Origin of the sequence: Antarctobacter aquimaris (genome assembly GCF_900184945.1) — a bacterium.
In the GTDB taxonomy this organism is placed as follows: Bacteria; Pseudomonadota; Alphaproteobacteria; order Rhodobacterales; family Rhodobacteraceae; genus Maliponia; species Maliponia aquimaris.
The window spans coordinates 45,915-70,025 of record NZ_FXYF01000011.1 but is presented as its reverse complement, the minus strand read 5'-3'; the positions used below and the strand labels follow the sequence as shown (position 1 = coordinate 70,025).

General features: G+C 67.1%; 22 protein-coding genes. 9 read left to right on the top strand and 13 right to left on the bottom strand.

Going from position 1 to position 24,111, the window contains the following annotated elements:
• Positions 1–19 precede the first annotated feature (19 nt).
• Positions 20–2,524: a GcvT family protein gene (locus tag MAA8898_RS18085; RefSeq protein WP_094022429.1), complete on the bottom strand. Its 2,505-nt coding sequence runs from the start codon at positions 2,522–2,524 to the stop codon at positions 20–22.
• Positions 2,525–2,724: 200 nt separating this feature from the next.
• Positions 2,725–3,042, bottom strand: coding sequence for a hypothetical protein (locus MAA8898_RS18080; protein WP_245853476.1), 318 nt, complete (start codon positions 3,040–3,042; stop codon positions 2,725–2,727).
• Between the two features lie 326 nt (positions 3,043–3,368).
• Here MAA8898_RS18080 and MAA8898_RS18075 point away from each other — a divergent pair, with 326 nt between their 5' ends.
• From MAA8898_RS18075 to gph, 8 genes are all read left to right on the top strand, one after another.
• Positions 3,369–4,415, top strand: coding sequence for a rod shape-determining protein (locus MAA8898_RS18075; RefSeq protein ID WP_094022427.1), 1,047 nt, complete (start codon positions 3,369–3,371; stop codon positions 4,413–4,415).
• A gap of 103 nt (positions 4,416–4,518) precedes the next feature.
• Complete coding sequence (gene mreC, locus MAA8898_RS18070; RefSeq protein WP_094022426.1) at positions 4,519–5,439, top strand: rod shape-determining protein MreC; 921 nt, start codon at positions 4,519–4,521, stop codon at positions 5,437–5,439.
• Positions 5,432–5,971: a rod shape-determining protein MreD gene (locus tag MAA8898_RS18065; RefSeq protein ID WP_094022425.1), complete on the top strand. Its 540-nt coding sequence runs from the start codon at positions 5,432–5,434 to the stop codon at positions 5,969–5,971. Before mreC ends, MAA8898_RS18065 begins: the two co-directional genes overlap by 8 nt.
• Positions 5,968–7,911 carry a penicillin-binding protein 2 gene (mrdA, locus tag MAA8898_RS18060; RefSeq protein ID WP_094022424.1) on the top strand — a complete coding sequence of 648 codons (1,944 nt, stop codon included), beginning with the start codon at positions 5,968–5,970 and terminating at the stop codon, positions 7,909–7,911. The genes MAA8898_RS18065 and mrdA overlap by 4 nt, the downstream gene beginning before the upstream one ends.
• A complete protein-coding gene (gene rodA, locus MAA8898_RS18055; RefSeq protein WP_094022423.1) occupies positions 7,908–9,047 on the top strand; it encodes a rod shape-determining protein RodA in 1,140 nt (379 codons plus the stop codon). The genes mrdA and rodA overlap by 4 nt, the downstream gene beginning before the upstream one ends.
• A 121-nt stretch (positions 9,048–9,168) precedes the next feature.
• Complete coding sequence (locus MAA8898_RS18050; protein WP_094022422.1) at positions 9,169–10,101, top strand: 2-hydroxyacid dehydrogenase; 933 nt, start codon at positions 9,169–9,171, stop codon at positions 10,099–10,101.
• 25 nt (positions 10,102–10,126) lie between these two features.
• A complete protein-coding gene (gene rpe / locus MAA8898_RS18045) occupies positions 10,127–10,816 on the top strand; it encodes a ribulose-phosphate 3-epimerase (protein ID WP_094022421.1) in 690 nt (229 codons plus the stop codon).
• Complete coding sequence (gene gph / locus MAA8898_RS18040; RefSeq protein ID WP_094022420.1) at positions 10,813–11,457, top strand: phosphoglycolate phosphatase; 645 nt, start codon at positions 10,813–10,815, stop codon at positions 11,455–11,457. The genes rpe and gph overlap by 4 nt, the downstream gene beginning before the upstream one ends.
• Before the next feature lie 17 nt (positions 11,458–11,474).
• Here gph and MAA8898_RS18035 read toward each other — a convergent pair whose 3' ends face one another.
• The 5 genes from MAA8898_RS18035 to MAA8898_RS18015 all read right to left on the bottom strand — a co-directional run bounded on the left by MAA8898_RS18035 (position 11,475) and on the right by MAA8898_RS18015 (position 16,325).
• Positions 11,475–11,870, bottom strand: coding sequence for a PaaI family thioesterase (locus tag MAA8898_RS18035; RefSeq protein WP_094022419.1), 396 nt, complete (start codon positions 11,868–11,870; stop codon positions 11,475–11,477).
• The gene (locus MAA8898_RS18030; RefSeq protein ID WP_094022418.1) at positions 11,863–12,885 is read right to left on the bottom strand and encodes a phosphotransferase family protein; all 1,023 of its coding nucleotides are present in this window, start codon (positions 12,883–12,885) and stop codon (positions 11,863–11,865) included. The genes MAA8898_RS18035 and MAA8898_RS18030 overlap by 8 nt, the downstream gene beginning before the upstream one ends.
• 48 nt (positions 12,886–12,933) lie before the next feature.
• Positions 12,934–14,166: an acyl-CoA dehydrogenase family protein gene (locus MAA8898_RS18025; protein WP_094022417.1), complete on the bottom strand. Its 1,233-nt coding sequence runs from the start codon at positions 14,164–14,166 to the stop codon at positions 12,934–12,936.
• 97 nt (positions 14,167–14,263) lie between these two features.
• Complete coding sequence (locus tag MAA8898_RS18020) at positions 14,264–14,701, bottom strand: MaoC/PaaZ C-terminal domain-containing protein (RefSeq protein WP_094022416.1); 438 nt, start codon at positions 14,699–14,701, stop codon at positions 14,264–14,266.
• Positions 14,691–16,325 carry a long-chain-fatty-acid--CoA ligase gene (locus MAA8898_RS18015; protein ID WP_094022415.1) on the bottom strand — a complete coding sequence of 545 codons (1,635 nt, stop codon included), beginning with the start codon at positions 16,323–16,325 and terminating at the stop codon, positions 14,691–14,693. Before MAA8898_RS18015 ends, MAA8898_RS18020 begins: the two co-directional genes overlap by 11 nt.
• A 99-nt stretch (positions 16,326–16,424) precedes the next feature.
• Here MAA8898_RS18015 and MAA8898_RS18010 point away from each other — a divergent pair, with 99 nt between their 5' ends.
• The gene (locus MAA8898_RS18010) at positions 16,425–17,447 is read left to right on the top strand and encodes an NADP-dependent oxidoreductase (protein ID WP_094022414.1); all 1,023 of its coding nucleotides are present in this window, start codon (positions 16,425–16,427) and stop codon (positions 17,445–17,447) included.
• Positions 17,448–17,463: 16 nt separating this feature from the next.
• On the opposite strand, the gene MAA8898_RS18005 is transcribed toward MAA8898_RS18010, so the two are convergent.
• The 6 genes from MAA8898_RS18005 to MAA8898_RS17980 form a co-directional block, all read right to left on the bottom strand.
• Positions 17,464–19,005, bottom strand: a complete 1,542-nt coding sequence (locus MAA8898_RS18005) for an ATP-dependent DNA helicase (RefSeq protein ID WP_094022413.1) — start codon at positions 19,003–19,005, stop codon at positions 17,464–17,466.
• Between the two features lie 169 nt (positions 19,006–19,174).
• Positions 19,175–19,810: an acyl-homoserine-lactone synthase gene (locus MAA8898_RS18000; RefSeq protein ID WP_094022412.1), complete on the bottom strand. Its 636-nt coding sequence runs from the start codon at positions 19,808–19,810 to the stop codon at positions 19,175–19,177.
• Between the two features lie 114 nt (positions 19,811–19,924).
• Positions 19,925–20,647, bottom strand: coding sequence for a helix-turn-helix transcriptional regulator (locus MAA8898_RS17995; protein ID WP_094022411.1), 723 nt, complete (start codon positions 20,645–20,647; stop codon positions 19,925–19,927).
• On the bottom strand, positions 20,592–20,801 hold the full coding sequence (locus tag MAA8898_RS17990) for a hypothetical protein (RefSeq protein ID WP_094022410.1): 210 nt from the start codon (positions 20,799–20,801) through the stop codon (positions 20,592–20,594). The genes MAA8898_RS17995 and MAA8898_RS17990 overlap by 56 nt, the downstream gene beginning before the upstream one ends.
• 216 nt (positions 20,802–21,017) lie before the next feature.
• Positions 21,018–22,304 carry a crotonyl-CoA carboxylase/reductase gene (gene ccrA / locus MAA8898_RS17985; protein ID WP_094022409.1) on the bottom strand — a complete coding sequence of 429 codons (1,287 nt, stop codon included), beginning with the start codon at positions 22,302–22,304 and terminating at the stop codon, positions 21,018–21,020.
• Positions 22,305–22,499: 195 nt separating this feature from the next.
• A complete protein-coding gene (locus MAA8898_RS17980) occupies positions 22,500–23,843 on the bottom strand; it encodes a 1-acyl-sn-glycerol-3-phosphate acyltransferase (RefSeq protein WP_094022408.1) in 1,344 nt (447 codons plus the stop codon).
• Positions 23,844–24,111: the final 268 nt, after the last annotated feature.

The window sequence follows — 24,111 nt, the reverse complement described above, 5'->3', positions numbered from 1 at the left end:
GCCGGGTCGGGTGGCTGGCTCAGCCGTCCTTGCGGATCACCGCGTTGGACGGATCATAGGGGCTGTCCTCGGTCACGGTGGCATCCCAGAGCGCGTTCAGCATCTTGACCTTCAGCTTCTGTCCCGGCACGGCGAGATCCGGCCGGACGTAGCCCATGCCGATGGACTTGCCGAAGTGGACCGAGTAGCCGCCCGAGGTCAGCCGCCCGACGCGGGTGCCGTCCTCGAGGTACAGCGCCTCGCGGCCCCAGGGATCGGCATCCGCCGGTCCGTCGATCAGAAGGGTGCAGCATTTCGACCGAACACCCGTTTCCTCCAGCCGGGCCTTGCCGTGGAAGTCCTTGGTCAGGTCGACGAACCGCGGCAGGTCGGCCTCCAGCGGGGTGGCGTCGCGGCCCAGTTCGTTGCCGAAGGCGCGGTAGCTTTTTTCCTGCCGCAGCCAGTTCTGGGCGCGGGCACCGACCAGTTTCAGCCCGTGCTTTGCGCCGGTCTTCATCAGCTGGTCCCACAGGTTGTTCTGCATCTCGATCGGGTGGTGCAATTCCCAGCCCAGTTCGCCGGTGTAGGCGACGCGGATTGCCATGGTCGGCACCATGCCCAGTTCGATGTGGCGCATCGACAACCAGGGGAACCGCTTGTTGCCCAGCACGGTTGCGGGATCGGCGTCCTTGACGATCTCCTTCAGCACGTCGCGCGATTTCGGCCCGGCGATGGCGAATACACCCCACTGAGTGGTGACATCATGGCAGGAGATCCAGCCGAATTCGGGGATCTTGTCCTCGATCGCCTTGCGCAGATAATCGCCGTCATAGGCCGTCCAGGCACCGGCGGAGACGAGGTAATACCTGTCCTCGGCCAGGCGCACGATGGTGTATTCGGTGCGCGTGGTGCCCTGTCCGGTCAGCGCGTAGGTCAGGTTGATGCGGCCGACGCGTGGCAGCTTGTTGCAGGTGAACCAGTCGAGGAACTGCGTGGCGCCCGGCCCTTCGACCAGGTGCTTGGTAAAGGCGCTGGCGTCGATCAGGCCGACACCTTCGCGGATCGCCTTGGCCTCTTCGACGGCGTATTGCCACCAGCCGCCGCGGCGGAAGCTGCGGGCGTCGTGGTCGAAATTCTCGGGCGCGTCGAGCGGACCGTAGTAGTTGGGCCGTTCCCAGCCGTTGACATGGCCGAACTGCGCGCCGAGCGCCTTTTGCCGGTCATAGGCCGGCGCGGTGCGCAATGGGCGGCAGGCCGGGCGTTCCTCGTCCGGGTGGTGCAGGATGTAGACGTGTTCGTAACATTCCTCGTTCTTGCGCGCGGCGTATTCCGTCGTCATCCAGTTGCCGTAGCGCTTGGGATCCAGCGAGGCCATGTCGATCTCGGCCTCGCCATTGACCATCATCTGGGCAAGGTAATAGCCGGTGCCGCCCGCCGCCGTGATCCCGAACGAAAACCCTTCGGCCAGCCACATGTTGCGCAGACCGGGCGCGGGGCCGACCAGCGGGTTGCCGTCGGGGGTGTAGCAGATCGGACCGTTGAAATCGTCCTTCAGGCCGCTGTCTTCACAGGACGGCACGCGGTGGATCATTGCCATGTATTGGCCTTCGATCCGCTCCAGGTCCAGCGGGAACAGATCGGCGCGAAAGCTGTCGGGCACACCGTATTCGAAACAGGCCGGCGCGCCGCGTTCATAGACGCCAAGGATCCAGCCGCCGCGTTCCTCGCGGACATAGCTCTGCGCATCGGCGTCACGCACCACCGGGTGCTCGCGGCCGCCTTCGGCGCGGTATTTCATCAGGGTCGGATCCTGGTCCAACACGATGAACTGGTGTTCGACCGGGATCGCCGGGATCTTGATGCCCAGCTTTCTTGCGGTGGTCTGGGCGTGGTTGCCGGAGGCGGTCACCACATTTTCGGCGGTGATCACGATCTGTTCGTCCGAGGCGACCAGGTTGCCGCCCTTTTCCACCATCCGCGTCGCCGTGACTTCCCAGGCCGAGCCGGTCCAGTGGAAGGCATCGGCCTGCCACCTGCGCTCGATCGCCACGCCGCGCTGACGGGCGCCCTTGGCCATCGCCTGGGTCACGTCGGCCGGGTTAATGTAGCCGTCGGTGTTGTGGTACAGCGCGCCCTTCAGGTCTTCGGTGCGGATCAGCGGCCAGCGCTGCTTGATCTGGTCAGGTGTCAGGAATTCATATGGCACGCCGCAGGTTTCGGCGGTGGTGGCGTAGAGCATGTATTCGTCCATGCGTTCGTCGGTCTGTGCCATGCGCAGGTTTCCGACGACCGAAAAACCGGCGTTCAACCCGGTCTCCGCCTCCAGCGTCTTGTAGAACTTGATCGAGTAGTCGTGGATGTGGGTCGTCGCGAAAGACATGTTGAAATAGGGCAGCAGGCCCGCCGCGTGCCAGGTGCTGCCCGAGGTCAGTTCGTCCCGCTCCAGCAGCATGACATCGCTCCAGCCCGCCTTGGCCAGATGATAGGCAATCGACGTGCCGACGGCGCCTCCGCCGACGACCAAGGCTTTGACATGGGTTTTCATGACGCGACTCTCCCGTTCGTTCGGTCCCTGTCTAGCGCGCCGCCTGTCCCCGCGCCGCGCGCGCCCGACACGTCATGCGGGGAAAACGACGCGCACCCCCGGCAACGGACCACGCAGCAAAGACAAAAGCCGCGGGCACCCGGTCCGCGGCTTCCTTTCTCTCGACATAGGCCCGCCGGAGGCGTGCCGCCCCCGCCGTCTCAGCAGTTGTAGCGGTAGGTGAAGACCAGCGTGTCGCTGGTCCAGCGCCCGGTCGGCTGGCAGTACTCGTAGACCTCGCGCCGCCCCGAGACCTGTACCCGCAGCGGGTTTTGCAGCACCGGCCCCTCGACGTAGTATTCCAGCGGGCTGCCGGGGCAGGACGTGGAAAAGACGCGCGCCGTGCCGCTGTACCATTCGCCGTTCTTGGCGCCGTTGAACAGCAGGGTGCCGGGATAGACGCCGGCCTGCGCTTGCCAGCGGTGCGGCGTCGTCTCGTACCAGAACCATCGATTGTTGCCCTGGTCGGTCAGGCGCATGATCGACCCGTTGTGATCCCAACAGGAATCCGCAGCGGCCTGACTCGCCATGAGACCCGCCAGGACAAGAGAAACAAACCGCATCATCATCAAGCCTTTCGTCAGAAATCCATCAGGCAAAGCCTGCGCTGCCGGGGTACAGCTGTCAATCTTCATCCCATCTCAACGCCTTATGCGCCCGGCCCGGACAACCTGTCGCGCTGCGGCGGTTTCACGCCCATTCGGGCCGGTGACCCCCTTCCGCATCCGGGACCACAGCCCTATAACAACGAAGGTCCCGGCTCTCGGAGTCGTGGGCCCTTGAGGCAATTGGGGCATAAAAAAGAATGTTTGGCATGGACCGCATCCTGGGCCTGTTCTCGTCGGATATGGCCATCGACCTCGGGACGGCGAATACGCTTGTCTACGTGAAGGGCAAAGGTGTTGTCCTGTCGGAACCCTCCGTGGTGGCTTATCACGTCAAGGACGGCGTCAGAAAGGTACTGGCCGTCGGCGAAGACGCCAAATTGATGCTGGGGCGCACTCCCGGCAGCATCCAGGCGATCCGCCCGATGCGTGAAGGCGTCATCGCGGACTTCGACACCGCCGAAGCGATGATCAAGGAATTCATCCGCAAGGTTCACCGCCGCTCGACCTTTTCCAAGCCCAAGATCATCGTCTGCGTGCCGCACGGCGCGACGCCGGTCGAAAAGCGGGCGATCCGCCAGTCGGTGCTGTCGGCCGGCGCGCGCAAGGCGGGCCTGATCTCGGAACCCATTGCCGCGGCCATCGGCGCGGGCATGCCGATCACCGACCCGACCGGAAACATGGTCGTCGACATCGGCGGCGGCACCACCGAGGTAGCTGTGCTGTCGCTGGGCGACATCGTCTATGCGCGCTCCATCCGTGTCGGCGGTGACCGCATGGACGAGGCGATCATCAACTACCTGCGCCGCCAGCAGAACCTGCTGGTGGGCGAATCCACCGCCGAACGCATCAAGACCAGCATCGGCACCGCGCGCATGCCCGACGACGGGCGCGGCTCGTCGATGCAGATCCGCGGCCGTGACCTGCTGAACGGAGTCCCGAAAGAGACCGAGATCAGCCAGGCACAGGTGGCCGAGGCGCTGTCCGAAACCGTGCAGGCGATCTGCGAGGCGGTGATGACCGCCTTGGAGGCGACCCCGCCCGACCTCGCGGCCGACATCGTCGACCGCGGCGTCATGCTGACCGGCGGCGGCGCGCTGCTGGGCGACCTTGACCTGGCGCTGCGCGAGCAGACCGGGCTGGCCGTCTCCATCGCCGACGAGTCGCTGAACTGCGTGGCGCTGGGCACCGGCAAGGCGCTGGAATACGAAAAACAGCTGCGTCACGCCATCGACTACGACAGCTGAACCCGTCCGGGAGGCACCCGGCGCGGCCCTGCCGCCCGGGACCTCCGACTGTACCTGACCCGCGGCCTCTTGTAGCATCCGGCCACAGTGACGTGAGGGACCCTTGGCCAGCGATCGTTCCGCCTCTGCCGATTTCACCGGCCCGCTGCGGCGCCTGCTCTTCATCGTGCTGGTGCTTGTGCTGTCGGGCGTGTTCCTGCTGTGGCGCATCGACAGCCCGCGGGTGGAACGGTTTCGCGCGCATGTGGTCGACGCGGTGGTACCGCGGATGGACTGGGCCATGGCACCGGTGACGGCCACCGTGCGGCTGTTCCGCGATTTCCAGAGCTACCAGCGCCTGCACGAACAGAACGAGGAACTGCGCCGCGAGCTGCGCCAGATGACGGCTTGGAAAGAGGCGGCGTTGCAGCTGGAGCAGGAAAACGCCCGCCTGCGCGACCTGAACAACGTCCGGCTGGACCCCCGCCTGACCTACATCACCGCCGTGGTGCTGGCCGACTCGGGTTCGCCCTTCCGTCAGTCCGTGCTGATCAACGTCGGCAGCCGCGATGGCATCGTCGACGGCTGGGCCACGATGGACGGCATCGGCCTAGTCGGGCGTGTCGCCGGTGTCGGGCGCAACACCAGCCGGGTGATCCTGCTGACCGACGCCACCAGCCGCATCCCGGCCGAGATCCAGCCTTCGGGGCAGCGGGCCATCGTGGCGGGGGACAACACGTCGGCGCCGCCCATCGACTTTCTCGAGAACCCCGCCCTTGTCCGCCCTGGCGACCGCATCGTCACCACCGGCGACGGCGAGGTCTTTCCCCCCGGCCTGCTGATTGGACAGGTGGCCGAGGATCCGGGCGGCCGCCTGCGCGTGCGGCTTGCCGCAGACTACGAGCGGCTGGAGTTCCTGCGCGTCCTGCGTGACCACGGCGCGCGCCGGGTCGATGCGCCCTCGGCGCTGATCCTGCCCGATGCGCTGCCCGACGCGGGCGAACCGCCGGCGCCGCAGCCCGCGGAGACCGGCGGCGATGGCTGACAACAGCCCGGCGCGGCTCTGGACGCTGCGCGCAACCTACTTCGGCATCGCACTGCTGGTCTTCTTCGTCCACCTGCTGCCGCTGCACGTGGTCCCGCCGCGCATCGCCGGGCCGGACGTGCTGACCGCGTTGACCTTTGCCTGGGCGATCCGCAGGCCCGACTACGTGCCGATGCTGTCCATCGTCGCCGTCATGCTGATGGCCGACCTGTTGTTCCACCGCCCTCCCGGCCTCTGGGCGCTGCTGATGCTGCTGGCCACCGAATGGCTCAAGGCGCGGGGCCGCCAGGTGCGCGAAAACACCTTTGTCGCCGAATGGGTCACCGCCGCGACGGCGCTGCTGTTCATCACGATCGTGTACCGCATCGTGCTCGCTCTCTTGATCGTGACCCCGGGAATGCTTTCCTTGTGGGTGATGCAGTATGGTATGACGGTGGCGGTCTACCCGCTGGTGACCGCGATCAGCTACCTTGCCCTCGGCGTGCGCCGCAGCACGCCCGGGGAATATGACCACACGGGGCGCCCGCTATGAGACGTTCGCCAAGAGAATCCGCCGATTCCGCCCGCCGCATCACGCGGCGCGGCCTGATGCTGGGCGCGGCGCAGGTCGGCTTTGCCGGGGTGCTGGCGCTGCGGATGCGTCACATGCAGGTGGACCAGGCCGACGAGTTCCGCCTGCTGGCCGAAGAGAACCGTATCAACATCCGCCTGATTCCCCCCTCGCGCGGGCGCATCTTCGACCGCGAGGGCCGGTTGATCGCCGAGAACGAACAGACCTACCGCATCACCATCACGCGCGAGGATGCCGGCGACGTGGGGCAGGTCATCCAGCGCCTGGGCCAATTGGTCGAGCTGGACGAGGACGACCTCAACCGCGCCCTGATCGAGATGGAGCGCACCGCGCCGTTCTTTCCCGTCACCGTCGCCGACCGGGTCACCTGGGAGGACATCAGCCGCGTCGCGGTCAACGCCCCCGCCCTGCCCGGCGTCACGCCCGAGGTGGGCCTCAGCCGGTATTACCCGCAGCGCGAGCTGTTTGCCCACGTGGCGGGCTACGTCGGTCCGGTGTCCGAACGTGACCTGGCCCGCTACGAGGACCCGCCGCCGCTGCTGCGCATCCCGCGTTTCCAGATCGGCAAGGTCGGGGTGGAGGCGAAGTACGAGGAACAGCTGCGCGGCAGCGCCGGGGCCAAGCGGGTCGAGGTCAACGCCGTCGGTCGCGTCATGCGCGAGCTGGACCGCCGCGAGGGCGAGGCCGGCGCCGACCTGCAACTGACCGTGGATGTCGCCCTTCAGGACTACGTGCAGGCCCGTCTGGGCCAGGAAAGCGCGTCGGTCGTGGTCATGGACCTGGAACACGGCGACCTGCTGGCAATCTGTTCGGCCCCTTCCTACGACCCCAACAAGTTCGTGCGCGGCATCTCGGTCAAGGACTACGGCGAACTGCGCGACAACGATCATCGCCCGCTGGCCTCCAAGACCGTTCAGGACGCCTATCCGCCCGGGTCGACCTTCAAGATGGTCACCGCGCTGGCGGCGATGGACGCCGGCATCATGTCGCCCAACGATACCTTCTGGTGCCCCGGGCACCTGGAGGTCAGCGGGCGCAGGTTCCACTGCTGGAAACGGGTCGGCCACGGCCACATGAACCTCGAATCCAGCCTCAAGGAAAGCTGCGACGTCTATTACTACGAACTGGCGCTCAAGGTCGGGATCGAGCGGATCGCCGACATGGCCCGCCGGCTGGGCATGGGCCAGGCGCATGACATCCCGATGTCGGCGGTGACCAGCGGCCTGGTGCCCGACAAGCTCTGGAAGCGGCGCGAACGCGGCGCGGAATGGGTGATCGGCGATTCGGTCAACGCGGCCATCGGACAGGGCTTTGTGTTGGCCTCGCCGCTGCAACTGGCGGTGATGACCGCGCGGCTGGCCACCGGGCGCGAAGTCACGCCGCGTCTGGTCAAGAAGATCGACGGCATCGAGACGCCGCGCCCGCCGGCGGCGGACCTGGGCCTGAACCCCAACCACCTGCTCCAGATCCGCCGCGCCATGTTCTCGGTCTCGAACCACCGCCACGGCACGGCCTACGGGTCGCGGATCGACCAGGACGCGTTCCGCATGGCCGGCAAGACCGGCACCAGCCAGGTCCGCAATATCACCGCGGCGGAACGCGCGCGCGGCGTCACCTCGAACGACGATCTGCCCTGGAACCGCCGCGACCACGCGCTGTTCGTCAACTTCGCGCCGTTCGAGGCGCCGCGCATCGCCGTTTCCGTGGTGGTCGAACATGGCGGCGGCGGCAGCGCGGCGGCGGCCCCCATCGCCCGCGACGTGACCTTGCAGGCGCTCTACAACGGCGATCCGCCGCTGGAGGCCTACCCCAGCGCCGACCGGCGCCGCATCAAGGCCCAGCAGGAGCGGCTCGCGCGCGAACGCGAGGAACGCCGCCTCTTCGGGAGCGACAGCGCGTGACCTATCTCGAGTACAACCTCAAGACGGTCCCCACGGGCTGGCGCAAGATCCTCTATGTGAACTGGCCGCTGGTGGTGCTGCTGATCGCGGTCTCCGGTGTCGGGTTCCTGATGCTCTACTCGGTGGCGGGCGGGTCGTTCTCGCCCTGGGCGGAACCGCAGATCAAACGCTTTGGCCTGGGCCTTGCGGTGATGTTCGTGGCCGCCATGGTGCCGATCTGGTTCTGGCGCAACATGGCGCTGCTGGCCTACCTGGGGGCGCTGGGCCTGCTGGTGCTGGTCGAATTCTTCGGCAGCATCGGCATGGGGGCGCAGCGCTGGATCGATCTCGGCTTCATGCGGCTGCAACCGTCGGAAGTGATGAAGGTGGCGATGGTGATGCTGCTGGCGGCCTATTATGACCGCCTGCCGCTGAACAAGACATCGCGCCCGCTGTGGGTGCTGGTGCCGATCGCCATCATCCTGCTGCCCACCGCGCTGGTGCTGACGCAGCCGGACCTGGGGACCGCGCTGCTGCTGATGATCGCGGGGGCGGCGATGATGTTCCTTGCCGGGGTGCACTGGCTCTATTTCGCCACCGTGGGCGGCATGGGGGTCGGGACGATCTGGGCCGTGTTCCAGAGCCGCGGCACCGACTGGCAGCTGCTGAAGGATTACCAGTTCAGGCGGATCGACACCTTTCTCGATCCCTCGACAGACCCGCTGGGCGCCGGCTATCACATCACCCAGGCCAAGATCGCGATGGGATCGGGCGGCTGGACCGGGCGCGGCTTCATGCAGGGCACGCAGTCGCGGCTGAACTTCCTGCCGGAAAAACACACCGACTTCATCTTCAACACGTTGGCCGAGGAATTCGGCTTTGTCGGCGGCGTGTCCCTGCTGGCGCTCTACACGCTGATCCTGCTGTTCTGCGTGGTGGCGGCGCTGCAGAACCGCGACAGGTTCTCGTCGCTGCTGATCCTGGGTGTCGGGCTGACCTTCTTTCTGTATTTCGCGGTGAACATGTCGATGGTCATGGGACTTGCCCCCGTGGTCGGCGTGCCGCTGCCGATGGTCAGCTACGGCGGGTCGGCCATGCTGGTCCTGCTGCTGGCCTTCGGCCTGGTGCAGAGCGCACACATCCACCGCCCGCGCTGAAACGCCCTTCGAAGGGCGTTGGCAAGCGGTTTGCAAACCGCTTGAAAAGCCGCTTCGAAGCGGCTTTCCTCCCCCGGCCGGTCTGGGACAGAGCCCGGCACCGCCGGAAAGGACCACCGCCATGCCCAACATCCTCTTCGCCGCCCGCTCTGAACGCTGGGACGACTACGAGGCGCCGCTGCGCACGGCGCTCGACGCGGCCGGTCTGACCTACACCCTCGCGCCCGAGATGCCGCCCGAAACGGTGGACTACATCGTCTACGCGCCCAACTCGGACGTTCAGGATTTCACCCCCTACTCCCGGCTCAAGGCGGTGCTGAACCTCTGGGCCGGGGTCGAGGGCATCGCCGGCAACCCGACGCTGACCGTCCCTCTGACCCGCATGGTCGACGATGCGGGGCTGACGCAGGGCATGGTGGAGTGGGTGACCGGCCACGTGCTGCGCCATCACCTCGGGATGGACCGCCACATCGTCAACCCCGGCCATGTCTGGGACCCGTCCGAGCCGCCGGTCGCACCGCAGCGCCCGGTGACGATCCTGGGCCTTGGTGCGCTGGGCCAGGCCTGCGCGCGGGCGCTTCTGGCACTGGGGTTTCCGGTCAGCGGCTGGAGCCGCACGCCCAAGGACGTCGCGGGCGTCCGCTGTCTGTCGGGCAAGGATGGGTTGCGCGACGCGCTCTCGGGTGCGCAGGTTGTCGTGCTGCTGCTGCCCGACACGCCGGCCACCCGCAATGTCCTGAACGCCGAAACGCTGGCCCTGACCGCCCGGGGCGCCTTTGTCATCAACCCCGGACGAGGCGCGCTGATCGACGACGACGCGCTGATCGCCGCGCTGGACAGCGGGCAGATCGCCCATGCCACGCTCGACGTCTTTCGCACCGAGCCGCTGCCGCAGGACCACCCGTTCTGGGTGCATCCCGGGGTCACCGTCACCCCGCACATCGCCGCGACCACCCGCCCCGACGGCGCCGCCCGCGCCGTGGCCGAAAACATCCGCCGGGGCGAAGCGGGCGAGCCGCTCCTGAACCTTGTGGACCGCGCCGCCGGATACTAAGCAGGCCGCAAAAGGAGATACGCCCATGCCCTTCGACCGCAGCATCAAGATCGCCCCCTCGATCCTTTCCGCCGATTTTGCCGACTTCGGGCGCGAGATCGAGGCCGTCGAGGCGCAGGGCGCCGACTGGATCCACGTCGACGTGATGGACGGCCACTTCGTGCCGAACCTCACCTTCGGCCCGCCGGCGGTCAAGGCGTTCCGCAAGCATGTGAAAACCGTGATGGACGTGCACCTGATGATCGCCCCGGTCGATCCCTACATCGACGCCTTTGCCGAAGCGGGTGCCGACATCCTGACCGCCCATGTCGAAGCCGGGCCGCACATCCACCGCACCCTGCAGGCGATCCGCGCCGCCGGGATGAAGGCTGGCGTGGCGCTGAATCCAGGCACCCCGGCGCAGGCTGTCGACAGCCTGCTGGACCTCGCCGACCTTGTCTGCGTGATGACGGTGAACCCCGGCTTCGGCGGGCAGAAATTCCTCGACATGACCGACAAGGTCCGCGCGCTGCGTGCGATGATCGGCGACCGCCCGGTGCATATCGAGATCGACGGCGGCGTCGACCCGACCACCGCGCCGCTGGTGGTGAGCGCCGGCGCCGACGTGCTGGTTGCGGGCTCCGCCGTGTTCCGCGGCGGCTCAGTCAACAACCCCGCGCCCTATGGCGAGAACATCCGCGCCATCCGCACCGCCGCCACGACCCTCGCCGCATGAGCACCACCATCGCCTTCGACCTGGACGGCACGCTGATCGACAGCGCGCCGCACATCCACCACGGTGTCAGCCTCGCGCTGGCGGAAATGGGCCTGCCGGGCCTCGCGACTGAGACGACCAAAGGCTTTGTCGGACGCGGCCTGCCGATCCTTCTGCAACGGGTGCTGGATCACATCGGCGCACCTCAGACGCTGCATTCGGACCTGTCGGAACGGGTGATGGTCCACTACGTGAACCAGCCCTCCGATCCCGCGTCGATCTATCCCGGCGTGCTGGACGCGCTGACCGCCCTTGCGCAGGCAGGCCACCGGCTCACCCTCTGCACCAACAAACCCTATGAGGCGACCCGCGCCGCGCTGCGCGACACCGGACTCGCGCCCTTCTTCGACATCGTCATCGGTGGCGACAGCCTGCCCAGCCGCAAACCCGACCCGGCGATGCTGCGGGCCGCGCTCGACGGGGCGGACAGCGCGCTCTACGTCGGCGACAGCGAGATCGACGCCGAAACGGCCGAGCGTGCGGGCATCCCCTTCCTGCTCTACACCGAAGGCTACCGCAAGACGCCGGTGGAACAGCTGACCCACGCCGCCCGTTTCTCGCACTGGCGCGACCTGCCCGAACTGGTGCGGAAACAGCTGTAGGACGGGGGTCTCCCCGCTCAGGCGCGGTACTTGAACACGCCAGTCCCCTTGGCAATCAGTTCGCCGGTCTCGTCGGCGATCTGCGCCTCGGCAAAGAAGGTCGACTTGCCGCCCCCGGTCTTCCACCCTTGCCCCTTCAGCACCTGGCCACGCGGGCGCGACAGGTACTGCACGTTCAGGTTCAAGGTCAGGCACAGCTGGCGCCGGTCCGGATCGCCGGTCCAGCACCCGGCATAGCCCATCACCGTGTCCAGCAACGACGCATGCACCCCGCCGTGCGGGTTGCCGTGCCGGTTCATCAGGAAGGCTTCCAGCGGCAGGTCGAAGGCGGCATAGCCCTCGCGCCACTCGGTCATCACCATGCCGATGTGGCGCGCAAAGGCGTAAGGGTCCTCGCGAAAGGCGTCATCCATAGCGACCCCGCGCCTCCAGTCCCAAACGTGCGAATTGCGGCACATAGGCCCCCAGCGTCAGGGCCTTCTCCGGGTTGGCCGCATTGCCGTCCAGCGCCCGCTTCTTGACCCCCTGAAGGATCGCCGCCATGCGAAAAAAGGCAAAGGCGACGTAGAAACCCAGCCCCTCGATCCCGCCGATGCCGCGCCGCGCGCAATACTGCGCGACAAAATCCTCGTCCGAGGGCAGGCCCAGCGCCGCCCGGTCCACGCCCGCCAGCCCGCGCCCCTCGGTCCCCGGCGGCAGCTGCCACTGCATCAGCACGCCGGCGAGGTCCGCATAGGGATGCCCCAGCGTCGACAATTCCCAGTCCAGCACCGCGAGGCAGGCCGGCCCATCAACCGCGAACAGCATGTTGTCGATGCGGTAGTCGCCATGCACCAGAGTGCGCTGACCGTCATCCGCGGGCAGGGCCCCCTCCAGCCAGGCGATCAGTGCCTCCATGTCCGGCACCGGGCCGGTCTCCGACGCCCGGTACTGCTTGGACCAACGCCCCAACTGCCGGGCATAGTAGTTCCCTGGCGCGCCGAAATCCGCCAGCCCAACCGCCGCCACGTCGACGTCATGGATTGCCGCCAGCACCCGGTTCATCTCGTCCATCAGCGCCGCCCTCCCCGCGGGCACCTCACCCGGCAAGGACGGGTCGACCAGGTTGCGTCCCGCCACATACTCCATGACGTAGAACATCGACCCCAGCACGGACTCGCGCTCGCACAGCGCCAGCATGCGCGGCACCGGCACCGAGGTCCCGGCCAGCGCCCGCTGCACCCGGAACTCCCGGTCGACCGCGTGGGCGGACTTCAACAGCTGCCCGGGGGGCTTGCGCCGCAGCACGTAGGATCCGGACGGGCTGTCCAGCCGATAGGTCGGGTTGGACTGGCCCACGGCGAATTTCTCCGCGCTCAGAGGCCCCTCGAACCCCGGCACATGCCGCGCCATCCAGGCGTCAACACGCGCCAACTCCTCCGCGTTCATCCCGCCCCCTGTTTCTTCTCTGCCCAAATACCCCTGCGACAACCGCCGTCAGGGCGCGTCATTGGCATATTTGCGCAGTTCCGCCCGCGCCACCTGCCGCCGGTGCACCGCGTCCGGCCCATCGGCAAAGCGCAATGTCCGGATATGCGTCCACATTGCGGCCAGGTCGTAGTCCTGGCTGATGCCGCCCGCGCCATGCATCTGCATCGCCTCGTCCACCACCCTGCCAGCCATCAACGGCGCCACCACCTTGATCTTGGAAATCCACGGCTGCGCCGCGCGCACGCCTGCGGTGTCCATCATCCAGGCGGCCTTGAGGCACAGCAGGCGCGCCATCTCGATTTCCATGCGCGCATTGGCGATGATGTCGTAGTTGGCGCCCAGGTCGGCGATCTTCTTGCCGAAGGCCTCGCGCGACAGGCCCCGCCGGCACATCATCTCCAGCGCCTTCTCCGCCTGCCCGATCGCCCGCATGCAGTGGTGGATGCGCCCCGGCCCCAGCCGCCCCTGCGCCACCTCGAAACCGCGCCCCTCGCCCAGCACCACGTTGCGCACCGGAACCCGGACATCGGTAAACCGCAAATGCATGTGGCCGTGCGGCGCGTCGTCGTGGCCAAAGACCTGCATCGGCCGCAGCACCTCGACCCCGGGCGTATCGGCATCCATGACGAACATCGTGTGGCGCCCATGTTTGCCCGCACCCGGGTCGGTGCAGGCCATGACGATGTACAGCGCACAGCGCGCATCGCCCGCGCCGCTGATCCACCACTTCTCGCCATTCAGGACGTAATCGTCGCCGTCGCGCTGCGCCTCAAAGGCCAGCTGCGCCGCATCCGAAGAGGCGACGTTCGGCTCGGTCATGACATAGGCCGAGCGGATCTCGCCCTCCAGCAGCCGCGACAGCCAGCGCTCCTTCATCCAGTCCGCGCCATAGCGCTCCAGCACCTCCATGTTGCCGGTGTCGGGCGCGTTGCAGTTGAACACCTCGGCGGCGATGCCGACCTTGCCCATCTCCTCGGCGAGATAGGCGTATTCCACCGTGGTCAGGCCGTAACCCCGGTCCGACCCGGTCAGCCAGAAGTTCCACAGGCCACGCTCCTTCGCCAGCGCCTTCAGCCCGTCCAGGATCTCTAGCTGCCGCGCGGTGTGGTGAAAGCGGCCCTTGGGGTGCTTGCCCACCTCGGCCTGGAAAGCGGCGTCCAGCGGCGCGATCTCGTCCTCGATCATCCGGCGCACGCGCGCCACCAGCGGTTTCACCCGCTCCGTCATCCCCAGGTCCATGCCTTCTCCTCGCTCGTCATAGCCGCCGGCGCGCAGAGCGGCGCGCGCGGGGTGGGTGGGTGGGCGCCGCGCCGGTCTGCGCGCCGGCGGCGTCCCGTCATGCCAGGTACACCCGCGTGATCCAGTTGGCGACAAGGGCCGGCTTTTCCTCGCCCTCGACTTCGACCTCCACGTCCCAGTGCACCCCCAGCCATCCTTCGCCCTCGTCGACGCTGGCCACGACAAAGCGCCCGCGCACCCGCCGCCCCACCCGCACGGGTGAAACAAAGCGGATCCGGTCAAAGCCGTAGTTGATGCTGGACGACATCCCCTCGATCCCCTCCATCACCTGGTAGGACATCATCGACAGCATCGACAGCGTCAGGAACCCGTGCGCCACACAGCCGCCAAAGGGCGTCTGGGCCGCGCGCTCCTCGTCCAGGTGGATGAACTGCCAGTCCTCCGTCGCATCGGCAAAGGCGCGCACGCGGCCTGCGTCCAGAGTGATCCAGCGCGTCTCGAACGAGGGCAGGTCGCGCAGGTCGTCAGCCAGCATCGGGCAACACGTAATCGGCATAGCGTTCGCGCAGCGTCAGCTTGGACACCTTGCCGGTGGCCGTCAATGGCAGCGCATCCACCAGTTCCATGGCGTCCGGCAATTGCCATTTTGCCAGGTGCTCCAGCATCATGCCGTGGATCTCGCCCAGGTCGGGCGGGTCATCCGCGTCGCGCGGCACCACCACCAGCAGCGGCCGCTCGGCCCACTTCGGGTGCGGCACCGCGATCACCGCGCAGTTCGCCACCTTGGGATGGGCTATGGCGATGTTCTCGAGGTCCAGCGAGCTGATCCACTCGCCGCCCGACTTGATCAGGTCCTTGGAGCGGTCCTGGATCGTCAGGAAGCCCTGCGGGTCGATCACCGCCACGTCCCCGGTGCCGAACCAGCCATCGTCGTCAAAGGCGCCCTCGCTGGCCTCCGGGTTGTTGAAATACCCCGAGATGATGGTGTTGCCGCGCACGTGCAATTCGCCCGAGGATGTACCGTCCTGCGGCAGCGGCTTGCCGTCCGGCCCGTTGACCCGCATCTCGACGCCGAAAATGCGCCGCCCCTGCCGGGCCTTCAGCGCCATCTGCCGTTCGAACGGCAGGTTCAGCATGGGTTGCGACAGCTGGCCATGGGTGCCCACCGGGCTCATCTCGGTCATGCCCCAGGCGTGGCAGACGTCCACGCCGCGCTTTTCGAAGAACTCGATCATCGCCCGAGGTGCCGCCGACCCGCCGATCACCAGCTGGTCCAGCGACGACGGTACCGCGCCGCGCTTTTCCACCTCGGCGCGCAGACCCAGCCAGACCGTCGGCACCCCCCAGGAGGCGGTGACCTTCTCCGTCTCCATCAGGTCAAACAGAGACGCGCCGTCCAGCTTGCCCCCCGGCATGATCAGCGACGCCCCCACCACCGGCGCGGCATAGGGCAGCCCCCAGGAATTGACGTGGAACATCGGCACCACCGGCAGCACCCGCGATCCTTCGCTCAGCGACCTTGGTACGGTGATCGACAGGAACAGCGCGTGCAGCACGGTCGAGCGGTGCGAATAGAGCGCGCCCTTGGGGTGGCCCGTCGTGCCCGAGGTATAGCACAGCGCCGCCGCCGTATCCTCTGGCAGCACCGGCCAGTCATAGGTGCCCGGCTGGCCCTCCAGCAGTTCCTCGTAGCAGAGCCACTCCAGCTTGCCCTCGGGAATGTGCACGCGGTCGGTCATCGCCACCAGTTTCAGACCGGCGGGCAGATGCGCGGCCAGCGCCTCGACCAGGGGCACAAAGGTCAGGTCGACGCAAAGCACCCTGTCCTCGGCGTGGCCGATGATGTAGAGCATCTGTTCTGCCGAGAGGCGCGGGTTGATGGTGTGGCAGACCGCCCCCATCCCCGAGATGGCGTAATACAGCTCGAAATGCCGGTAGCCGTTCCAGGCCAGCGTCGCCACCCGGTCGCCGGTCTGCACCCCCAGCGCCTTCAGCCCGTGCGCCAGCTGCGCGGCGCGCGCGTAGGCCTCGGCATAGCTTTCGCGGTGAATGTCGCCCTCGGTGCGGACCGAAACGATCTCGCCGCCCGGATGGGCAAGCGCCGCGTAGTCGAGAATCTCGATGATCCTCAGCGGCATATGCATCATCATGCCTTGCATCTGGCCCTCCCTTGCCGTCAGCCTGCGTCGCGGTAGACTGTGCCTGTCGCCACGCCGCGCGCAACCCAATTCCCGCATAGAGTGACGCAAGGAGCCCCCATGTCCAGCCAGATGCGCCGAATCGCCCTCGCCCGCCGCCCCACCGGCATGCCCGTGCCCGAGGATTTCTCGCTCGATACCGGCCCGCTGCCGCAGCCGAAGGACGGCGAGGTGCTGGTCGAGGTCACGCACCTGTCGCTGGACCCCTACATGCGCGGCCGCATGGACGATGCCGGCAGCTATGCCGCCTCGGTCGATCTGGGCGGGACCATGGTGGGCCAGGGCGTGGGCCGGGTGGTCGCCTCCCAGGCGCCGGGCTTTGCCGCCGGAGACATGGTGACCGGCATGACCGGCTGGGCCAGCCACGCCGTGCTGCCGGGCGCGGACCTGCGCAAGCTCGACAACGCCTTGCCGCCCAGCACGGCGCTGGGGGTGCTTGGCATGCCCGGCTTCACCGCCTGGACCGGCCTGCGCGAATACGGCCGCCCCAAGGCAGGCGAGACGCTGGTCGTCGCCGCCGCCACCGGCCCGGTCGGCTCGATGGTCGGCCAGCTGGCCAAGGCGGCGGGGCTGCGCACCGTGGCCGTGGCGGGCGGACCCGAGAAATGCCGCCTGGCCACCGAAACCTTCGGCTTTGACGCGGCGGTCGACCACCGGGCCTTTGTCGGCGCCTCGGCGCTGCGCACCGAACTCGCCAAAGCCTGCCCCGATGGCGTGGACATCTACTGGGAAAACGTCGGCGGCAAGGTGCTGGAGGCGGTCATTCCGCTGATGAACACCCACGGCCGCATCCCGGTCTGCGGCACCATCGCCTGGTACGGCGGGGCCGAGGCCACCGAGGACCGGCTGCCGCGCGTCTGGCGGTCGATCCTGGTCAAGCGCCTGTCGGTCAACGGCTTCATCATCTTCGACCACTGGGCGCGCTTCCCCGAATTCCTGGCCGAGGTCGCGCCCAAGGTCGCCTCGGGCGAGATCGCCTACCTCGAGGATTTGAGCGAGGGTCTGGAGACCGCCCCCGCCGCCTTCATCGCCATGCTGACCGGCGGCAACACCGGCAAGCAGGTGGTGAAAGTCGCGGACTGACCGTTTCGGCGGGTCGTCACACGGACGGCCCGTCGACCTCCGCCTCCAGCACCAACGGCGCCGCCGGACTGGCCAGGTCGTCCACCCCCAGCGGCTGCGACGGCCGCGCCAGGCGATTTCGGACCACCCAGTACAGCCGCGACTGCGCCCGCGTGATCGCCACATAGGCCAGCCGTTTCCACAACGGCTGGCCAGCTTCCGTCCGCCCCGCCCGCGCTGCGGCGTAGAGGTCGGGGGCAAAGACCTGCACCTCGTCCCACTGCGATCCCTGCGCCTTGTGGATCGTCACCGCCGCGCCGTGCAGAAAGGTCGCCCCCATCCGCGCCGCGTAAGGGAGAAAGGGCTCTTCCTCGTCCGGCTTTTCGATCTTGACGATCGAGGCGGCCGAGACCTGCGGCTCAGTGGCGCCAACCACGTGCAGCCGCGAAAAGCCCGGCTTCTTGCCCGGCCCCAGATAGATCACCTGCGCGCCCTTGATCAGCCCGCGCGCCTCGAGATCCAGCCGCTTCTTGCGATGCTTGAGCGGCAGCTCGATGCCGTCGCAAACCAGCGGCTCGCCGGGCAAAAGACTGTCCTCGGGCGCGCCGTGGACCTGGCGAAAGGCATTGATCAGACGAATCCGCGTGGCGTTGCGCCAGACCAGCACCGGCGAGCGCGCCATCAGGTCGACCTCGACCCGCTGCGCCAGCACCACCCGGTCATCGCGCTGCGCGGCCTGCTCGATCATGCGTTCGAAATCCTCGAAGCTCAGCGCCGGATCGGCCAGCGCATGGGCCAGGTCGAGGATCGGGTTGTCCGCCTCCTGCCGGTGGATGCGGTGCAACTCGCGCTTCTGGCTGTCCTTCAGCCCGTCAAAGACCATCGCGCCGGACTGGTTCACCGGGGCCAGCTGCGCCGGATCGCCGAACAGCACGAGGTTGGGAAAGATCTCCTGAAGGTCCTCGAACTGCCGCTCATCCAGCATCGAGGCCTCGTCGACAAACCCGATGTCCAGCGGCTCTTCGCGGCGTTTCCAGCCTGTGATGAAATCGCTGCCCCTGAGTCCCGCCGCCGCCAGCGCCGCCGGGATCGACTTGTGCTGTTCGTAGACCGCCTTGGCCCGCGCCAGCGCAATATCCGGCAGCCCCTCGATGACCGGAGTCTCGTCCTCGTTGCCCATCAGCCACTCGGCGACGCGCTCGTACTCGGGATCGTAGACCGGGGTATAGATGATGCGGTGGATCGTGGTCGCGGGCACGCCGCGCATGCGCAGGACGCTGGCCGCCTTGTTCGTCGGGGCCAGCACCGCCAGGGTCCGGCGATCTCGCGCGCGGCGGCTTTCGTAATCGCCCGAGACGGTCTCGACCCCCACCGCCTCCAGCGCCTTGACCAGTTCGGCCAGGAGCAGGGTCTTGCCGCTGCCCGCCTTGCCCATCAGCGCCATCACGCGGCCCCGCCCCTCGGTCGCGGGCAGGCAGAGGCCGTCCTCGAGGTCCACGCCGGCAGCGCGCAGCAGGTCGGCCACGCTGTCATAAGCGGCGGCCTGGTCATCGGAAAAAACAAGGGCGGGAAGCGTCATGCGCGCACCCTAGCGCCTGCCAGCCCGGCCCACCAGAACCCAATACCGCTTCTTCTCTGTCCAAATACCCCAACCCGGCCAAACCGCCCGCGCCCCGCCCGGACAACGCAAAACGCGCGCGGGCGTCAGCCCGCGCGCGCCGGTCGGACGCGGCAGCGTCCGAAATGCCTCAGGCGGCGAGTTCCTGTTGGGTGACGGTCTGGCCGAAGGACAGCGCGAACCAGCGCTTGGACATCTCCGGGGTGATCCCCGCGCTGCGCGCGACGCTGGCCTGTCCATCGCGGGTGAACTCCCACAGGCCGACGCTGATCTGGTCGCGGCCTTCGCCCTGGCTGCCCAGCACTTCGGGCGAAGAGCCGATACGGCGGTAGATGCGGACCATGCGGGCGTCGAAGACGCCGATGTAGTGTTCGACCCCGAATTCCTGCATCACCTCGCCCCCGGCCAGCATCAGCGCCGCCGCGACCCCGGGCTTGGCGCCCCGCGCCAGGCAGAACCGGGTGCATTCCCAGATCACCGGCGACTGGATGCGCACGCCGTCGGTCAGGTGGACAAAATGATCGTTCACCATGGTCCGGCCCACGGTGGGCAGCAGCCGCATGGAACCGCCATGGCTGCCGTCCTCGTTTTCCCAGATCACGTAGAGCGGGTTCAGGCCGTCGTACTCGTCCCGCTCGTGACCGTCCGCATCGACCGAAACCTCCCAGCCAAGGCGCGTCTTGAACTGGTCCGCGCGGTCGCGGAACATGGTTTCGGCCAGCTTCGGGAACTTGTGCAGGTCGGTACCGTAAACGTAGCGGATCATTGAGTTTTTCCCCTCGAGATGTGTGTTCGATGGGGTAACTCTGCCAGTGCATCAGTTAACGGGATTCAACCTGAGCGCGCGCATGGCAAACGCGCGCTTTACCCAAGCGCGTTCTCAGACCACGATCACTCCCCGGCTCAGCGCGCGGGCGACCGCGTGGGTGGTGTTCATCGCGCCCAGTTTGTGCCGCGCGCTTTCGACGTAGACCCGCAGCGTGTGCTCGGAAATCGAAAGCGTATCAGCGGCTTGGGCCCGGCTGTAGCCTACCGCGAGCAGCGTCATGGCTTCGATCTCGCGCGGGGAGAGGGGTTGCGCCGGTTCGGGCGTGCGGCCCGGTTCGAATTCCAGTGCCTTCTGGTTGAAGTAGTGCGCGATCAGGATCAGGTCGCGCCGGTTGGTGACTGTGAACGCCTCCCAGTCCTCGTCGCTGCAATTGGTCGACAGCGAAAACAGTGCGAACTGCCCGTTCGGCCCGCGCAGGGGAATCGAGTAGCCCTGGTTGCCGACACCGTGGGCAATGGCATCCTGCATGAGCGCGCGCGACGCCTTGCTGGACCAGTCGAGGCGCTTCCAGTCCACCGGGTGGAACCGCTGGTAGCAGCCCGCCACAACCGGATCGACGCGCAGATAGCCCTTTTCAAGGTAATGGTTGACCCATTCCAGGTCATAGGTCCCGCAACCATACTGCTCACCGTTGCTGTTGACCCAGTGATAGACGATGTGATCGACACCATACCTGTCCCGCAGCTCCTCGATCAGGATCTGTAGATCCTCGAGCCCCTCAGCGGACTCGAGCCGCTCGATCACCCCGTCCAGGCGCGGCGCGTTTGCCGACATAAACCCCAATTCCCTTGCCCTCGGCCTGCGACGTGATCTCTGCCTGTGCCACGAAGGTGGCGTCGTCCAGCTGCGCGGCCAGGGACGGCATGCCGTTGGCGCGTGCGAAGGTCTTCAGGTCAGTGAGAACGTCCAAAATCCAGTCATGTCCCATGGTGAGCCTCGTGCATAGATGGTTAACGCTTCATTAAGACAACTCTAGCATGCGGGTTTCTCCACCGAAATTCACGGAATCTAACTCCCCAGAAATAGCGAGGGGGTCTCCGGTCAAACGACTGAAAGTCTTGGAACCGGCCCGGAAACGCGAAACGCCCGCGATGCCGGGAGGCGATTCGCGGGCGTCAGCTGGCCGGTACGGCCGAGGGAAAGGTTACTTGCGGGCGTCCAGCGCGTCCTCAAGCGTGCGCAGCCCGGTCCGGGGTGCCTGCACGAGGACGGCCATGTTGCCCGGCTTGTGTTCGTTGCGAAGCATCTTCATGTGCGCGTCCGGGATCTCGGTCCACGGAAAGACCTCGGACATGCAGGGATCGAGGCGGCGTTCGCACATCAGCCGGTTGGCCGAGGCGGCCTGCTTGAGGTTGGCAAAGTGCGAGCCCTGCAGGCGCTTCTGGTGCATCCACATGTAGCGCACGTCAAAGGTGCAGTTGAAACCCGAGGTGCCGGCGCAGATCACCACCATGCCGCCCTTCTTGACCACCAGGGTGGAGACCGGGAAGGTCGCCTCGCCCGGGTGCTCGAACACCATGTCGACGTTCACGCCCTTGCCGGTGATGTCCCAGATCGCCTTGCCGAACTTGCGCGCCTCTTTCAGCCAGGCATTGTATTCCGGCGAGTTGACCGTGGGCATCTGCCCCCAGCAGTTGAAGTCCTTGCGGTTGATGACGCCCTTGGCGCCCTGGTCCAGCACGAACTGGCGCTTGCTTTCATCCGAAATCACGCCGATCGCGTTGGCGCCGGCGGTGTTGGCCAGCTGGATCGCGTAGGACCCGAGGCCGCCCGAGGCGCCCCAGACCAGCACGTTCTGGCCAGGCTTCAGCTCGTGCGGGTGGTGGCCGAACAGCATCCGGTAGGCGGTGGCCAGGGTCAGCGTGTAGCAGGCGGCCTCCTCCCAGGTCAAGTGCTTGGGGCGCGGCATCAGCTGCTGGGCCTGCACCTTGGTGAACTGCGCGAAAGAGCCGTCGCCCGTCTCGTAGCCCCAGATCCGCTGCGAGGGCGAGAACATCGGGTCGCCGCCGTTGCACTCCTCGTCGTCGCCATCGTCCTGGTTGCAATGGATCACGACCTCGTCGCCGACCTTCCAGTTCTTCACAGCCGAACCGACCTTCCAGACGATCCCCGAGGCGTCGGAGCCGGCGATGTGGAAGTCCTGCCCATGCACGTCAAAGGGAGAGATCGGCTTGCCCAGGCCGGCCCAGACGCCGTTGTAGTTGACGCCGGCCGCCATCACCAGGACCAGCACTTCCTTGCTGTCGATTTCCCAGGTGTCGACGACTTCCTGCTGAAAGCTGACGTTCGGTTCGCCATGGCGTTCACGGCGGATGGCCCAGGCGTACATCTTCTTGGGCACGTAGCCCATCGGGGGCATCTCGCCGACCTCGTAGAGGTCTTTTTCCGGCGCATCGTACTGGGCGATTGTGGGTTGCGTGTCCAGAGCCATGGCGGCCTCCTGTAGGGTCTGAGTTCTCGGTGCGACCGCTTCTGCAACGCAGAATCGCGGGGCTGATCCCCGAAATATGACGCATTGCGCAACATTGCAACATCCGTTGGCGTGATTTTGAAATTTTATAACCGAGCGAACGCAGAAACATCGGTGCGGGCGCAGAAAGCCCGCGATTGCAGGGGGACCGCTGGATCAGAGCAGGTGCGCAACCGAGTTGGCGTAGTAGCGCGCGACCGGGATCCCTCGCAGGGTGAGGGCGAACTGGCCGTTTCGATCCTCGACGAAGCCGCGTTCTGTCAGGGCGCGGAGGCCGGTTTCCACTGCGTCGGCAAGGTCGCCCTGCGGCAGGCGCACGTGGGCGCGCGCGTCGTCGCCCAGCAGGTCCGTCATCGCCCGGTCCAGCGCGGCGCGGCTGTGCGGGGCCTTCAGCAGGAGATGGCAGAGCAGCGGCACCGGCAGGATCGGGATGATCCCGGCAATCCGCGTCATCAGGGTGTCGGCCAGCGTCTTGGGGTTGGCGACCAGTTCGGGGTGCGCCCGCAGGGACAGCGGCTTGCCAAAGCTCACCGCGGCATAGCCGAAACGGTGAAACCGCCCCGTCAGCCGCAGCCAGGCCTGCTTCGCGATGGTCCGCAGGACCCGCGTGATCGAGGCCTTGAACCGGCGGATGCCGGCCTCTCCGGCGCGGATCAGCACGGTGTCCTCGAGCACCCGGTCATAGTTCAGCCCCACCGGAACAAACACAACATCTCGAGCGGAAAGGTCCAGATCGCCCAGGATATAGGAAATCACCCCCAGCTTGGGCGGCGCCAGCGCCCCGTCGAGACTGAGCCCACCCTCGAGAAAGATCGCCTGCGTCACGCCCCCGGCGGTGGCCATCTGCACGTAGCGGCGCATCACCCGCCGGTAGAGCGGATCGCGCGAGGTGCGGCGGATGAAGTAGGCGCCGGTCGACCGCACCAGCGAGGACAGCGGCCAGACGTTGGCCCATTCGCCGACCGCGTAGGACAGCGCCGAGCGGTTGGCGGCCAGGTAGGTGACCAGCACGTAGTCCATGTTGGAGCGGTGGTTCATCACGAAGATCACCGCGGACTCGGTCCCGATGCCCTTCAGCGGCGTCTCCTGGTGGTCGCCGACCCGCACGCGGTACAGGCTGTTGGACAGCAGGCGGGCCCCGCGCAACCCCAGGCCGAAATAGGTAAATGCCGAGAAAGACGGCACAATTTCGCGCGCGTAGCGGCGGGCGCGTTCAAAGGCGACGTCTTCGCGGACGCCTTCGGTGGCGGAATGTTCGACAATCGCCTGAGTCACGTCGGGGTGGTAAAGCAGGCGCTGCATCAGGTCGTAGCGGCGCAGCAGGCGGAACGGTTCGATCGGGCGTTCCAGCCGCTGGTTCAGGCGCTCCACCGCCTTTTCCAGCCGCCGCCGCAGGAACCAGCGCACCGAGGGAAACAGGAAATGTGTCGCGAAACTGACCGTCGCAAAGGCGGAGATCAGCACGAACAGCCACAGCGGCAGGGTCACGGGCGCGGTCATCGGGGGGACTCTTGCAGGGGGCGCGGCCTCCGGCAAGAGGTGCCGGCGTTTTGTACGTTATGTACGTCCTGTACGCGATTTATGTCTATTTGTACAAAACCGGAAACGCCCCCGAAAGCCCCCGCCGAAAGCACCGCGAACCCCTCTGCGCCCCCTGCCCCGCCGATGCGGCACCGCGGCATCGGCGCGCGGGGGCCTTCCGGCTTTCCTTCCGCCGGGCGGGCAGTATTCTGCACCTGCTCGCGCTGCGTCGCGGCGAATTGACAGC